The organism is Thalassotalea insulae, from assembly GCF_030161395.1.
Classification (GTDB): domain Bacteria; phylum Pseudomonadota; class Gammaproteobacteria; order Enterobacterales; family Alteromonadaceae; genus Thalassotalea_E; species Thalassotalea_E insulae.
On the sequence record NZ_BSST01000001.1, the window covers coordinates 2,901,081 to 2,915,355 of the forward strand.

General features: G+C 38.4%; 13 protein-coding genes. 6 read left to right on the top strand and 7 right to left on the bottom strand.

All coding sequences use genetic code 11. From position 1 onward, the window contains the following. Positions 1-14: 14 nt before the first annotated feature. Positions 15-929, bottom strand: coding sequence for a ketopantoate reductase family protein (locus tag QQK06_RS13155; RefSeq protein WP_284245178.1), 915 nt, complete (start codon positions 927-929; stop codon positions 15-17). Between the two features lie 160 nt (positions 930-1,089). On the opposite strand from QQK06_RS13155, the gene QQK06_RS13160 reads away from it, so the two are divergent. Beyond that, complete coding sequence (locus QQK06_RS13160) at positions 1,090-1,572, top strand: YajQ family cyclic di-GMP-binding protein (protein WP_284245179.1); 483 nt, start codon at positions 1,090-1,092, stop codon at positions 1,570-1,572. A gap of 64 nt (positions 1,573-1,636) precedes the next feature. Here QQK06_RS13160 and QQK06_RS13165 read toward each other — a convergent pair whose 3' ends face one another. After that, entirely contained in the window at positions 1,637-2,497 is an 861-nt protein-coding gene (locus QQK06_RS13165; RefSeq protein ID WP_284245180.1) for a substrate-binding periplasmic protein, read from the bottom strand. A 238-nt stretch (positions 2,498-2,735) separates the two neighbouring features. Between QQK06_RS13165 and QQK06_RS13170 the strand changes: the two genes are divergently transcribed. Both QQK06_RS13170 and QQK06_RS13175 read left to right on the top strand, forming a co-directional pair. Continuing rightward, positions 2,736-4,082 carry a sodium-dependent transporter gene (locus tag QQK06_RS13170; protein WP_284245181.1) on the top strand — a complete coding sequence of 449 codons (1,347 nt, stop codon included), beginning with the start codon at positions 2,736-2,738 and terminating at the stop codon, positions 4,080-4,082. 13 nt (positions 4,083-4,095) lie between these two features. Further along, positions 4,096-4,734, top strand: coding sequence for a DUF922 domain-containing protein (locus tag QQK06_RS13175; protein ID WP_284245182.1), 639 nt, complete (start codon positions 4,096-4,098; stop codon positions 4,732-4,734). A 38-nt stretch (positions 4,735-4,772) separates the two neighbouring features. Here QQK06_RS13175 and trxA read toward each other — a convergent pair whose 3' ends face one another. Beyond that, positions 4,773-5,087, bottom strand: a complete 315-nt coding sequence (trxA, locus tag QQK06_RS13180) for a thioredoxin (protein ID WP_284245183.1) — start codon at positions 5,085-5,087, stop codon at positions 4,773-4,775. Positions 5,088-5,202: 115 nt separating this feature from the next. Here trxA and QQK06_RS13185 point away from each other — a divergent pair, with 115 nt between their 5' ends. Continuing rightward, positions 5,203-6,075, top strand: a complete 873-nt coding sequence (locus QQK06_RS13185) for a LysR family transcriptional regulator (protein WP_284245184.1) — start codon at positions 5,203-5,205, stop codon at positions 6,073-6,075. Positions 6,076-6,289: 214 nt separating this feature from the next. Here QQK06_RS13185 and QQK06_RS13190 read toward each other — a convergent pair whose 3' ends face one another. Both QQK06_RS13190 and QQK06_RS13195 read right to left on the bottom strand, forming a co-directional pair. Further along, positions 6,290-6,979, bottom strand: a complete 690-nt coding sequence (locus QQK06_RS13190) for a TIGR01621 family pseudouridine synthase (protein WP_284245185.1) — start codon at positions 6,977-6,979, stop codon at positions 6,290-6,292. Further along, positions 6,979-8,337 carry a Na+/H+ antiporter NhaC family protein gene (locus QQK06_RS13195; protein ID WP_284245186.1) on the bottom strand — a complete coding sequence of 453 codons (1,359 nt, stop codon included), beginning with the start codon at positions 8,335-8,337 and terminating at the stop codon, positions 6,979-6,981. Before QQK06_RS13195 ends, QQK06_RS13190 begins: the two co-directional genes overlap by 1 nt. A 293-nt stretch (positions 8,338-8,630) precedes the next feature. Between QQK06_RS13195 and gshA the strand changes: the two genes are divergently transcribed. Then, on the top strand, positions 8,631-10,202 hold the full coding sequence (gene gshA, locus QQK06_RS13200; RefSeq protein ID WP_284245187.1) for a glutamate--cysteine ligase: 1,572 nt from the start codon (positions 8,631-8,633) through the stop codon (positions 10,200-10,202). Positions 10,203-10,885: 683 nt separating this feature from the next. Further along, positions 10,886-11,506, top strand: a complete 621-nt coding sequence (locus QQK06_RS13205) for a transglycosylase SLT domain-containing protein (RefSeq protein WP_284245188.1) — start codon at positions 10,886-10,888, stop codon at positions 11,504-11,506. A 524-nt stretch (positions 11,507-12,030) separates the two neighbouring features. Here QQK06_RS13205 and QQK06_RS13210 read toward each other — a convergent pair. Both QQK06_RS13210 and QQK06_RS13215 read right to left on the bottom strand, forming a co-directional pair. Beyond that, a complete protein-coding gene (locus tag QQK06_RS13210) occupies positions 12,031-13,323 on the bottom strand; it encodes an HlyC/CorC family transporter (protein ID WP_284245189.1) in 1,293 nt (430 codons plus the stop codon). A 77-nt stretch (positions 13,324-13,400) separates the two neighbouring features. Further along, positions 13,401-14,201, bottom strand: coding sequence for a cytochrome C assembly family protein (locus tag QQK06_RS13215; protein WP_284245190.1), 801 nt, complete (start codon positions 14,199-14,201; stop codon positions 13,401-13,403). Positions 14,202-14,275: the final 74 nt, after the last annotated feature.

A 14,275-nucleotide genomic window follows, 5' to 3' on the forward strand; every position in this document is an offset into this window, starting at 1 on the left:
TCTTGAAAGTAATGTTAGATACTCGAGTCGCGTTTATTATCTTTCGCTAATGCGTTAACTGCGTGAGTTAATTCGCTGTTTATCGGGGTGGCTATATTTAAGTTGGCGCCTTGTTGTACAATAAAGCCGTTTATCTGTGCGATTTCAGTTTTTCTGCCATTTAAGATATCGCTGCGCATTGAAGAACAATTAGTGGCTGTTTGCTGGGCGACAGAGAGTACTAATGAAGTGAGTTCATTTATATCAAAGTTCAGCTTAAAGTGTTTAGCAACGGCTATTACTTCCAGTAAAATTGCTTTTATTTTCGGTTGAAATGCTGCCGAGGTAAGTACGCCGTTATCGCAGTTATTTATTGCGGTTAGTGGATTAATGACGCAGTTAACTGCCAGTTTACGCCATTGCTTAGCATTAATATCTTCGTGCCAAACCGTTTCAGGTAACGCTTGATTTAGAACGTCTGTGAGCAACTCAATTTGGCTGTTTGATATTTTCCCTTGAATGATACCTAAATCATTAACCCCAATACCTGTATGCTCAACGCTAAATGCTTTGATTCGTTTGCTGCCATGAGTGGTTAATAAGCTTAGTAAGAGATGATCTTTTGGTATCTCATTTTCAGCCAATATGCCGTTATGACATAAGATCACAGGCGTCTCTTGTTGAATAAAAGGTAAGTATTGATTAAATGCTTGTTGATAGCTGTAGGCTTTTAAACAAAATAATATGATGTCGGCATTGCTCAGATCTTTGTTATTTGCTGATACTATTTTTGTCTGCACTTTGCCGTGAGTATCGGTAAAACTTAGATTTTCTGGGATAGGCTGACTGCGAGCAGAACACTGCAATGATATTTGATGTTCGGGATTGAGACTAAGTTTATGATACCACAATAAACCAATAGCTCCTTGTCCAACAATAACAATATTCAAAAAGTTAGCCTTTTGCTCGTACGCTTTTAATAGTATTTATAGATGAATAATATCAATGATAATACGCCTTGTCCTGTGTTAGCGAGTTCATCGGACAAAGATTTTTAATTGCGGCACTTTTTGCTATGATGCAGCAAAATATTAACAGAGAGATACAGTTATGCCTTCAATGGATATTGTTTCAGAAATAAATTTGGAAGAAGTGCGCAATGCAGCGGATAACGCGAGCCGGGAACTTGATACCCGCTTTGATTTTCGAGGAGTAGCAGCGAGCTTTGAATGGAAAAAGCCTAATGTAATTGTTAAAGCGGAAGGGGATTTCCAGGTTAAACAGTTAGTGGATATGTTACGCTCTCAACTGACTAAACGAAAAATTGATGCCAAGGCCATGTCGGTTGGTGATCCTGAGTTTTCTGGACGTAACTGCTCGGCAACGATCAATTTTAAGGAAGGCATTGAACAGCCGGTCGCGAAAAAAATTGTGAAATTGATCAAAGATAGCAAGCTTAAAGTACAGGCGGCAATTCAGGGAGAGCAAGTGCGTGTAACCGGTAAAAAGCGTGATGATCTACAGGCGGTAATGCGATTAGTGAAAGAAGCAGAGCTCGAGCAGTCATTTCAGTTTACTAACTTTAGAGATTAAATCTTAGTTAATCCGCTTTATTATCCTCAATGAGCTTTCATCGCTTATTGGGGAGGTTGGCTTTTTATTGGATTATTTCGCTTTTCGCTGGAAAATGCAGCCATAACTCCTTACGAGATAACGGTGTTTTTTCAGGTAAGTAAGGGTTGTTCAGAAAGAATACCTTGCGCTTGATGGCAGATATCTGCTCTATTGGTTGGCTAAAATGCTTGGTGAATATAGCGTCAAAACTGCCATCGGCAATTGCTTGTTCCAACCCTGTAGTAATATCTTGCGCCAACTGTTCGTTGTCGTGTGCGACATAAAAATAATACGCGGTCGGGTAGTATATCAGTACTGAATTATCGATTGTGATATCTAGATTTTCTCTGGCATTCAGTTCTCGAAACACTTCTAAAATTGAGCGTGGAAAATAATCGAAGCGTTGTTTCGCTAACATTAAAAATAAGCCTTCAAAATCACTGCCTTTTTCAACCCTAATACCGTTGCTTTCCAATACTTTTGTATCACTCCAGCTATGAAACTGCCCAGGAACTAGTTGTTTAAATTGAGCTAAAGTATTAATGTTTTTGAATATTTCAGGAGTTTTTTTATGTACTAAAGGGAGCCGCCAGCCATTGAGTCCTTTTAGTAATGGAATGCGAATAGCTAAACCTTGTTGTTCTCTATTTATGGTGGCACCACCGAATATGACATCGAGCTCTTGGTGAGCATTCATAAAATCAAATGCCCGTTGTTTTGGTATTTGACCACTAAAATTAACAATTTGATAATGTTTTTCCGGTAAATATGACAGTGCATGCTGCAGTATTTCAGTTTGATAACTACCTGAATGGCTGCCATAAAATATGATGCTATTGGCAAATACTCTGGGAGTTAAAACAAAATAAGTAAATAATACCACTGTGATTAATGATTTTTGCATATCTTCAGGTTAACTATTTAAGTTACTGCTAATTGTACTTATTCGTGGCAAGGGTTACTACTGGCAATGAAATTGAATAAGGATATTGCTGATAAAGTGAGCAAATAGGTAATCGGATGTTTACAAATATTTGACTTAATGAAACCAATAAACAAATCCTGTGACAGAAAAATGCTGTTTTTCTTGCGTTAGATTAAGTAAATTAGGGGGATATTTATAATAACAAAGATGATTTTTAATGGCAGCTTCTAGAGGTGAGTTCAGCTCACGTATTGGGTTTATTATGGCGGCAGCAGGTTCCGCTGTTGGTTTAGGAAATATTTGGGGTTTTCCAACACAAACAGCAAGTAATGGTGGTGCTGCATTTGTCTTGGTTTACCTCGTGCTAGCATTCTGTTTGGCTTATCCAGCGTTTATGGCTGAGCTGTTAATTGGTCGTTATGGTCAAGCTAATGCAGTGACCTCACTACAAAAAATGTCCCGAACCACATTTCATAAGCGTTTCGCGTTTTTTGTTGGTTTTGGTGGGGTGATATGTGCGGCGTTAATTTTGAGTTTTTATGGAATTCTCGCTGGCTGGATGGTGTCATATGCCGTGGAACCGGTTTTACAACTTGCTGCGGTTAATGATGCGGCAAATTGGGTAGTAGCACAGTCATTTGCCCGTAATATATGTTTTGCAGCGATTTTTATGTTTTTAACGGTATTTGTCATTCGCCGTGGTGTTGAAGATGGCATCGAAAAATGGTCCAAGCGCTTAATGCCGTTATTGATCGTTTTGTTAGTTATTTTGATTGCTTATGTTTTTACCCTTGACGGTGCAAGCGACGGGTTAAATGCCTATTTGAATCCTGATATTTCTCGAGTATTAGAGCCTGATTTATTGATTAGTGCCATGGGGCAGGCGTTCTTTTCCTTGTCACTAGGTACCAGTGTTATGGTGATTTACGGTTCTTATATTTCAAAAGAAGAAAACTTAGTGTCATTAGGCGCACAAGTGACATTAATTGATGTTTCCATTGCTTTTTTAGCTGGATTATTAATTATTCCTGCGATGTATGTGGCACAGGCACAAGGAGTGGCTATATTTGCAGAAGATGGCAGTTTAATTTCTGGTTCTGGTTTGGTGTTTACTGTATTGCCGAGTTTGTTCGATACTATGGGCAGTATTGGTTTATTTGTCGCCTTTATTTTCTTTATTTTGATGTCGGTTGCGGCATTAACTTCTTCTATTTCAATGTTAGAAGGGCCGGTGTCTTATGTGGTTGAACGTCATCAGGTAGAACGTACTAAAGCGACAACGATAATTGGTGTAGTGATTTTTCTAATGAGTGCATTAATTATTACTAATTTAGATATGATGTTAGGGTTAGTTGCAACGCTGGCAACTGAATACGGCCAACCGATTATTGCCATGTTATGTTGTGTTTTTGTTGGCTGGATCTGGCATCGCAGTGAAATATTGAAGGAATTACAGCAAGGTAACGATAATATTGAAAACGGCTTGTTTTGGAAGATTTGGCCTTGGTATACCAAATTTGTTTGTCCTACCGCCATTGCTGTCGTGTTTATTCATTCGTTATAGCGTGTGTTAGTAAATGAAGTCTTTATTAATATTCATCTGCTTGTTTGCTAACTGTCAGCTTGCCTATGCGGAGATAGAAATCGGGAAGGAGCTCGATATTACCTATTACCAAGTATCAGGAAAAAACATCGAGGAACTTCGTCAGAGTGTCAAAGAAAATGGTCCAAGTATGGCAACCGGTAAAAAGCTATGGGCAAAAGCTGCATGGGAGATAGTGACAGAATATCATTTTAAAACGCTTGAAAGTGGCTGTTTGATTTCGGTGAGCAGCATGAAAGTTGTTGCCGATGTTTCATTGCCCCAGTGGCGAGATGTAGATAGCCTATCAACTAAAACCAAAGAATGGTGGCAAGAGTTTTCAGAGTTTATGTATCAACATGAAAATTTGCATGTTGATAATGTAATTAATGAAGCTAAAGCGTTGAAACAAGCGATAACTAAACAACAACCTTTGCCATCATGTGAATTGGCGAGAAATAAATATTTTTTTCTAAAGCGGGAGTATTTGGCAGAGATTAATTTTAACGATGTCAAAATTGATAGGGCCGCTATGCAAAGATTTAATTCTAATGAACGTTTATTTGAGCCGTTAAAAGCTTCAGGTGGTTTGGTAATAGAAAGTGGCGGTATGCGAAGTATCATTAGCTTGTAGGCGATTATTCCAGTAATCGCCTACAAGCCTTCTATTAATCATTGAGTAACAAATTCGCTGACTTGTTTAACAGATGCGGCACCAACTTTTCGGTCAACTAACTCCCCATTATTGAGGAGTAATAAGGTTGGGATGCCGCGAATACCATACTGAGCCATTAATTCTTGGGCTTGATCAGAATCTATTTTCACTACTTTAATTTCTTGGTGCTGCTCTGCGATTTGTTCGACTACAGGTGCGATCATTTTGCAAGGGCCACACCAAGGAGCATAAAAATCTACTAGTACCTTCCCTTGATGGGCCAATACTTGTTCAGAAAAGTTATCAGATGTTACTTCACTAACTTGTGTCATATGTTCTCCTACTATTAATACTAATGTTCTCAATTTGGGTCAGTGTAGAGTAGTTGCATTGATTTGATTAGTAGGGTTAAATGCAATTGATTGTTTTATAAATAGGACAATGAAAATGATTGGTGCAATAGAGCATTATTTGTTTTTTACCGCCATAGTGGAGCAAGGATCGATTACCAAAGCGGCACAACATCTGGGATTACCAAAATCAAAACTGAGCCGACGGTTGGCATTATTGGAGCAGCAATTAGGCACTCAATTGTTGAATCGTACTACTAGAAACCAAGTATTAACCGAAAGTGGGCGCTTACTTTATAATAACTGTAAACCTCATATCGATGCGTTAACTGATGCACAGACATTAGTGACTAATGCGATTTCTGTGGTCAAAGGCAAGCTAAATTTATTATTACCGCTTGAATTTTTTAATAAAGTGATCAGCTCATTGATCACTGATTTTGCGATAAGCTACCCAGAGATCGAAATTCATTGTCATCATTATTCTCAAAGTCAGCCGCCAGTCGATTACCAGTATGATTTAGTGTTTGTCTTGCATGAACAAGCATTACCAAGTTCTAACTGGATCGGTAGAACTTTGCTTAGTTTTCCACAGTCTATTTATATTGCACAAGCGAGCAAACTTCCGCTGTTCAATGAAATAGCGGATATTAGTCTGCAAAGTGCAATTTTTTCCAGTGAACAAGAACAGTGGCTGTTTCGAGTAGCGGATGAATTTAAGGTCGTTACGCCAAAGCAGGTGATGGTACTTTCTAGTCCTGAAATGCGGGTTGAGGCCTGTCAACGTGGGATCGGTATGATTAAGCTGCCGGATTATATTGGTAAAAATAATACCTTATTACGACCTGTGAATTTGAAACATCATTTGGTCGCGCAACAATTAACTTTAATGTATCAAAATCGCAATATTCCAGCGAAAACTCGTATCTTTTTAGACTATTTTCAAAGCAAAATAGGCCGCTTATCCTAGATGACAGATAAGCACTATTGTTTATCGAACCTTCTGGTTGATTAGTAGGGGCCTTTATTTTAAAAAACGTTGCGTTTTTTGGCTTGTATTAAGGCTGTGCTCGGCAATTGGCGAGCGCCAATTTTATTAAGTCACAAGAGGCGTTTGATATTTACCAATAGAGAGGGGTTAAGAAAATATAACATTCTGCAAAGCTTTATTACCAACCAACTTGCTAAAACTTTAGTTCAGGCCAGATAAGTTGCCAAGGGGCTGCTAATGTAGTCGAGAGCAATTCTTGGCATGCTTTACTGGTAAACTCCTGTCCTTGATGCGGATAATTCAAATATTGATATTGTTTGTCTGCAATAGTGAACCGCAAGGCGTAGGCGTGTAAATAACCTCTGTCTGATGAGCTTTTACTGTAGTAACTATCGCCAAGAATTGCCGAGCCGATACTGGCAAGTGCAACTCTAATTTGGTGAGTTCTGCCGGTATAAGGTTTAATAATAAATAGTCGTTTGCCTTCAGTGAGTGAGTAGCTAAAAAATTGGCTGATCGCTGGATTGGTTTGACTGCGCAATAACTTCCACATGCCGCGTCGACTCTTTTCCATATCTCCTTTGATCAGCCCTTGTTTCTTTTTTGGCTTTTTATCGCTAATGGCAAGGTAATATTTTTCAATATTCCGCTGTTCGAATAGCTGCTGAAACTCAGTAGCGCTATTTTTATTGGTAGCAAAAATGATCAGCCCTGATGTCATTTTATCTAATCTATGCACAGGATAAAGCTCTGGTGTTAACGCCAAAGCTTTAACTTGCTGGAATAAGCCAGGCTGACCTGACTCACTGTGAAAACTTAAGCCAGCCGGTTTATATGCTATTAAAAAGTCTGGTTGTTGATCGATAATGTCAATATCTAGCATTACAGTGATAAACCAATAAGTAGATAGATAAGCATTGTTAATGCAGCGCCGACCAAGGCATAAGGTAATTGGGTTTTTACATGCTCAAAATGATCGCAACCGCTGGCAATAGAAGCCACTACGGTAGTATCTGATATTGGGGATGCGTGGTCACCGAATATACCACCACCTAAAACAGCAGCAACTAAAAACTCAACCGGTAAACCAGTTTGCTGAGCAATAGGCACAGCGATAGGTACTAAAATTGCGAAAGTGCCCCATGATGTTCCTGTGGCAAATGCCATAAAAGCGGCAGCTAAAAATAAGATCGGTGCAATAAAATACTGCGGCACTTCAACATTGAGCAGTTGACTGACATAGATCCCGGTGCCCAATTCTTTTATCGCATCACCAAAAGCAAAGGACAGCACTAATATCGCTACTGCTGGCGCCATATGCTTTATTCCTTTAAAGCTATGCTTGCAAATCTCTCTGAATGACATCAGTCGCTGGGCTTTGATTAAGCAAATTAATAGTATCAATGCAGATACTATTGCCCAAAAGACGGAAAACGATCCTGAACCGCGGCGTAAATCACCATTGCCGGTAAACCAAAGTAAGCTTAACGTCATCACTAATAAGGCAAGTAATGGCAGCCACATGATTATTGCTGGAGCACTATGGTTAACATGATGGTTATTATCACTGCTGATTATCGAGTTATCTGTTTTCATCGGGCCATAAACTTTACCACTGTATGCGGTATAATAAGCCATCATTACTGCAATAATGGCATAAAAGTTATAGCCTATAGTGCCGATTAAAATACCGACTGGGTCGGTGAAATCATAACCATCGAGCAAGCCTAACACATAGGCACCCCAGCCATTTATTAGAAAAAGAATACTAATAGGTGCACAGGTAGAGTCTATCAAGTAGGCCAACCGTGCCCGGCCAAGTTTATGTTGATCGAAGAGTTTTTGACTCGCCATACCGGACGTAAACATACTGAGGTTAGTATCGGTAAAAATACTGGTGCCAACGATAGTTGGTAGTAAGGCTGCTTGACGGGAGTTTTTTACTAAATTGAGTCGGGCGAGCAGGGCAATAAAACCGTTAACTGCGCCTGACTGATTCATTAAGGTAACCAGAGCACCAATCAGTAGGCTAAAAGAGACAATATAGAGGTTACTGAGAGATGAGAAGACATTGAGCAGACCAAGCACACTGTTTGTTACACTTTCCACTGGCTGAAAATTTGCTGCCATAAAAAAACACAGTACCATACCGCATAATAGCGCCAGCATTGCATTTTTACGCCAAATGGCAATAGCGATAGCAACTATCGGGGGCAGTAATGAAAGAGGAGTATCTTGCATGGGTTCTACTTCTTATTATTGTTTGGCTAAACTTTACCTGATGTAGCTATGATTACAAACCGATATTGTTAATTAGTGTTAATTCAAATAGTTTGAGTAAACGTTTAAAGTATATTGGTGGAAAGTTATTTTAAGCGATCTCGGTCTATTGGCAAAACGAGTAAAAGTAATGTGGAGATTTTTATAATAATTTTCTCACTAATTATTTTACTAAATATAACAAGATACATTGAAATGTGGATATTTACCCTCAGATAGTAAATCAGCCAAGGCTCAATGTTATAGGGACCATTTTGACAAATTCTTTTCAACACTATATCAACGCATTTAGCGAAGATAAGCACCTCACGTCTTTAACAGGAATAGGTCGAGGTATCGAAAGGGAAGGCTTAAGAGTCTTAAATGAAGGTAAGTTATCTACTCATCGCCATTATCATAATTTAGGTTCAGCATTAACCCATGCAAATATCACCACAGATTATGCCGAGTGTTTACTGGAATTTATCACCCCGGTCAGTTATTCAGCTCAGCAAGCTATCGATCAATTACGGGACATTCAAAAGTTTACCTTGTCACAAATAGATAATGAGCTTATCTGGCCGATGAGTATGCCATGCTTTGTTGATGACGACGATAAAATCGAATTGGCGCAGTACGGTTCGTCAAATATTGGCACTATGAAAACTGTCTATCGTCAGGGGTTAAAAAACCGTTACGGCAGTATGATGCAGGTGATCGCCGGTATTCACTTTAACTTCTCTTTTTCTCAGCAATTTTGGCGGACACTGCAACAGCTAGATCAAAATACGGATGAGCGACAACAATTTATTTCCGCTAAGTATTTTGCTTTATTGCGTAACTATAAGCGTTACTCCTGGTTGATCCCCTATCTTTATGGCAGTTCTCCTGCTATTTGCTCATCATTTTTACAGGGGAAAGCAACTAACCTACCGTTTAAAAAATCGGATAGCGGCTATTTGTACCTAGAATACGCAACTTCTTTACGGATGAGTGATTTAGGTTATACCAATAGTGAACAGTCTTCATTGCACATTTGTTATAACGATTTACCCGGTTATTTGGATGGGGTCAGAGAAGCAATTAATTTGTCATCTGCTAAGTTTGAAAAGATAGGTATCAAGGTTAATGGTAAATATCAACAACTTAATAGCAATGTATTGCAAATAGAAAATGAATTATATGCACCAATTCGTCCGAAACAGGTGGCGCAGTCTGGAGAGAAACCTTCAGAGGCGCTTGCCAGTAGAGGTGTGGAATATATTGAAGTGCGGGCGTTAGATGTTAATCCGTTTGTTGATACCGGTATCAGCTTACAGCAAATTCATTTTCTCGATATTTTTCTAACCTTCTGTGTCTTAGCTGATAGTCCGTTATTATGTTGTGATAAACAAAACAGCTATCAGAAAAATATGGAAGAGGTAGTGGTGCGCGGTAGAGATCCAGAATTGAGATTAATGGATAACGGCCAGTTAAAGTCGGTGCCGCAATGGGGCAATGAATTATTTACTCAAATGGCTCAAGTTGCCGAGTTATTGGATAAAGCGTATCAAACTGACACTTATGTCAAGGCGTTGGCTATTGAACAGCAAAAGTTAACTGATCCTGACTTAACACCATCAGCACAAATAATTGCTATGGTGGTTGAGCAAAATGAAAGCTTAACCGGTTATGCATTAACACAGGCTAATCACTATCGTGAGCAATTAATCACAAGTGGTTACCGTTTTTATAACGAGCAATATTTTATTGATCAGGCGGAGCTTTCTCATCAGAAACAGCGAGAAATTGAGATGAATGATCAGTTAAGTTTTGAACAGTTTTTAGCGGATTATTTCACGGTTTAGCTATTGCAGTAGCAGAAAAATTTCAGGCAAAAAAAAGCGCGTTAGGGCAACGCGCTGTAACAAATAAGAAAGCAGTCCAGGGAGGTATTTGCTCTCAAAAGTTATGACCACAGGTTTTTTTGATAGTTCAATTTTTATTCAAAATAAATTCATTTTTTTGTACAAATTTTAGTTTTTATTCATAAGGTATTGATAAATATTCAATACTTATTTTCATTCGTTTCTTAATTTTTTCAACAAATAAAAAAACGCGTTCTCTTATATAAGGGAACGCGTAAAACATGAAACACTAAGGGAAATAAAATACCTCTCATATGGTATGAGTGGTAGTTAAACAATTAGTTCCAACTAATTGATAAAAAAACGCGCTCACTTAAATAAGGGAGCGCGTAAAACATGAAACACTAAGGGAAATAAAAAACCTCTCGTATATTATGAGTATAGGTTTATGAAGAAGTTCCATCGTTCTCTAAAAATTATGCAAAAAAAAGCGCGTTAACTTAATTAAGTAACGCGCTAAACATGTCCAAGGGAAACATCATATGAAAGTCTTGTAAGTAAGAACGGCTAAATTAAGAAAAGTTCAAATAGTTTTAAACTTTTTTATTTTTTTGTTAAAAGTGCCAAAAAGTAAAACTTTCTGGCATTATATTGCTAATCGATTTTCAACCTGTCTTTATGTTATGTATAAGATAAAATGTCTTGTAATTTGTTATGTTAGCGTATTGTTTTTAGCTAGCTGTGCAACGCCTCCCCCTAAAAACCCCGAAAATATTTGTGAAATTTTTCGTGAACATAGAGATTGGTATTTCGCTGCCAAAGACGCGAGATCGCGCTGGGGGGTGCCTATTCATGTACCTATAAGCATGATGTATCAAGAAAGCTCATTTAAAGAGGATGCGCTGCCGCCACGTGATTATTTACTGGGCTTTATTCCTTGGGGCAGGGTTAGTTCTGCTTATGGTTATTCACAAGCGAAAACCATGACTTGGGAAGACTATATTCGAGAAACCGATAACTCAGGGGCGGATAGGGATGATTTCGATGATGCTATCGATTTTATGGCTTGGTTTATTTATAAAACTCATCGTATTAATAAAGTCTCAAAATGGGACGCCTATAACCAGTACTTAAACTATCATGAAGGCTGGGGGGGATTTAAACGAAAAACCTATAAGAAAAAGGCTTGGTTAACGAAAGTTTCCCGGAAAGTTGATCGTCGGGCACGAAAATATAGTAGCCAATTGAAAAGCTGTGAGGCTGATTTAAATAAAAGCTGGTTATGGCGTTTACTATTTGGCTAACAAGGCAGCATTATACTTTCAGCTGTCTTTGGATAACTTTTAAGCGTAGCTAATATTATCGTTAAAAATAGGCGAAAAATATTGATTATTTTAACGGTAAGTATCAATAAAATAGCCGTTCAAATTCATGATAAAATGTAGGTTAATTTTTGCTATTTTTGTACGAAGAAATTATTAGATAATAATTTTGCACAATTACAGTTTGTTTTAATTTAACCACATTGCCAAATAGCATTTTTCTTGCCAAAACAACGGATTTTAAGCAGAAAGTCGGCAAAGGCACGGCTGCCATACGGTTAAAAAAAATGTCTAAAAAACTTCATTTTTTTATCAAAAATAGTTTGCAAAATCTAAAGGCGTTGTTTTACTGGTCTTGATATTGTTATCCACAGAAATTGTGGAAACATAAATACCAATTGCAAAGTTGTGGATAACTTTGTGAGTTTTAATGTAAATAAAGTTAATAAAGAATATTTCTGCTGTAGGAAAAAGCTAAAATACTCGCGGCATTTTAGCTCATGTTATTACTCTTTTTCGTCGTGTTTAACCAAGCTTTGGTAAAACTCGGGCAAAATACGCACGGTTTTGATCATATTGTCATTGACGTCGACAATTTCCAGCGGATACCCGGCAATTCTGACGCTAAGATTGGCTTGTGGAATATCTTCTAAATATTCCAGAATCAAGCCATTTAAGGTTTTTGGTCCGTCGGTGGGGAACTTCCAGTTCATTTCTTTATTGATATCTCGAATCGTAGCCGTGCCATCGACCAGATAGCTACCATCGGGTTGGATATTGACCTCGTCACAGGCTGCTGGCGTCATCGTGGTGGTGAAGTCTCCGACGATTTCTTCTAGGATGTCTTCTAAGGTCACCAGGCCCTGAATATCGCCGTATTCATCGACTACCAGTCCTAACCTTTCTTTGGCGTGCTGGAACTTTAATAGCTGGACATTAAGAGTCGTGCCTTCAGGAATAAAGTACAATTCTCGTACCGCACGGATCAGCGTTGCCTTGGTAAATTGGTTTTTAGAGAGTAATTTTAGGGCGTCACGCATATGAAAATAACCGACAACATCATCGATACTGTCGCGGTATAACAGCACTCGCGTATGGGTAGACTGAGTTAGCTGTTTTTGTATTTTCTTCCAGTCATCATTGATATCAATCCCTACCAGTTCACTGCGCGGGATCATAATGTCTTCAACGGTGACTTTTTCAAGATCTAGAATACTGACTAACATATCTTGATCTTTTTCCGCCAGTAAGGCACCGGATTCATTAACAACGGTGCGTAATTCTTCTGAACTTAAGCTGTGCTGTTCTCGTTGCTTTGAACTAACTCCAAGTAACAGCAAAATACCATTGGTGATCCAGTTGACGGCGACGACGAATGGATAGAGCAGCTTTAATAGCAAGGTTAAAATGATCGAGCTGGGAAAGGCCACTTTTTCTGGATATAACGCCGCCAAGGTTTTCGGAGTTACTTCGGCAAAGATTAATACTACCAAGGTAAGAATAAAAGTTGCATATACTACACCTACGTCACCTAATAAACGCATACCTATAATAGTAGCGATAGCTGAAGCAGCAATGTTGACCAAGTTATTGCCTATTAGTATCAAACCTATTAGACGGTCAGGTCTTTCGAGTAAACGACCAACACGTTTCGCGCCTTTATGCTTTTGTTTTTCTAAATGACGTAACCGATAACGGTTAAGTGACATCATGCCTGTTTCAGAACCTGAAAAGTAGGCAGAAATTAATATGAGTATACCAAGTATGGTAAACAACATATTGGTTGATATGTTATCCAAAAAAGGGGTCCTATGTTACTAATCATTATTAACTTAGTGTTCAATAACACTAAGTCATGCTAGTTATACCTTAAAATTTACGATAAGAGAAACTCTTTCACAAAGCGGCTGCCAAAATAGGCCAGAGTCAGTAATATCGATGCACTAATTGTCAGTACTAAAGTTCTATGACCACGCCAGCCTTTTTTATAATGTCCCCATAAGATAGTGAAGTAAGTAAGCAGGGCGAGCAGGGATAATACAGTTTTATGGGCGTTCTCTTTCGTAAGAAAATTATCTAAAAATAGTACCCCAATTAATTGGCTTAAAAATAAGCAAAAGGTGCCGATGGCTAAAATATTGAACAATTGACTTTCAACTTGCATTAACGGGGGTAAATGGCTGACGGCGGTTAAGTTTTTATCCTTTAATTTCATATTAATATAAGCAACTTGAAATGCATAAAGCGTGGCGATGGTCAAAATGCAATATGCAATCAACGCGATTACGACATGACTAAAAACGGCGAGCTGTTCGATAACCAAAGGGGTATGTTGTTCATGCGGAATAAAAAGTGAAAGCAGCTGCCAAATGCCAGCAAAGCCGTAAGCGACAGGAAGTAGTAAATTGACTTTGAAGCGCAGCGCTATAGCGGTAACCGTTAGGGTGATCACTAAACTCACTAAAGAAATGACATTGGGTAACGCAAAATCAATACTATTATTTGTTAACAGATATTGTCCGGTAGTTAAGGTGTGAAAAATAATAGCGATACAACCAAAGGTTAATACCAGGACAATGTTGGGGCCTTTAGGATGAAAAAGACGAAAAACAATTGCTAACGTCGCAATTAAATAACTGACAAAAGCGATCACTGCTCCAATGTTTGAAAAATCCAAAAAGTACTCCAAATTTGTTAGTTAATTTTCTAATTAGTTCAATATATCAAAATAGCTCGCTGACGCCAGTACGA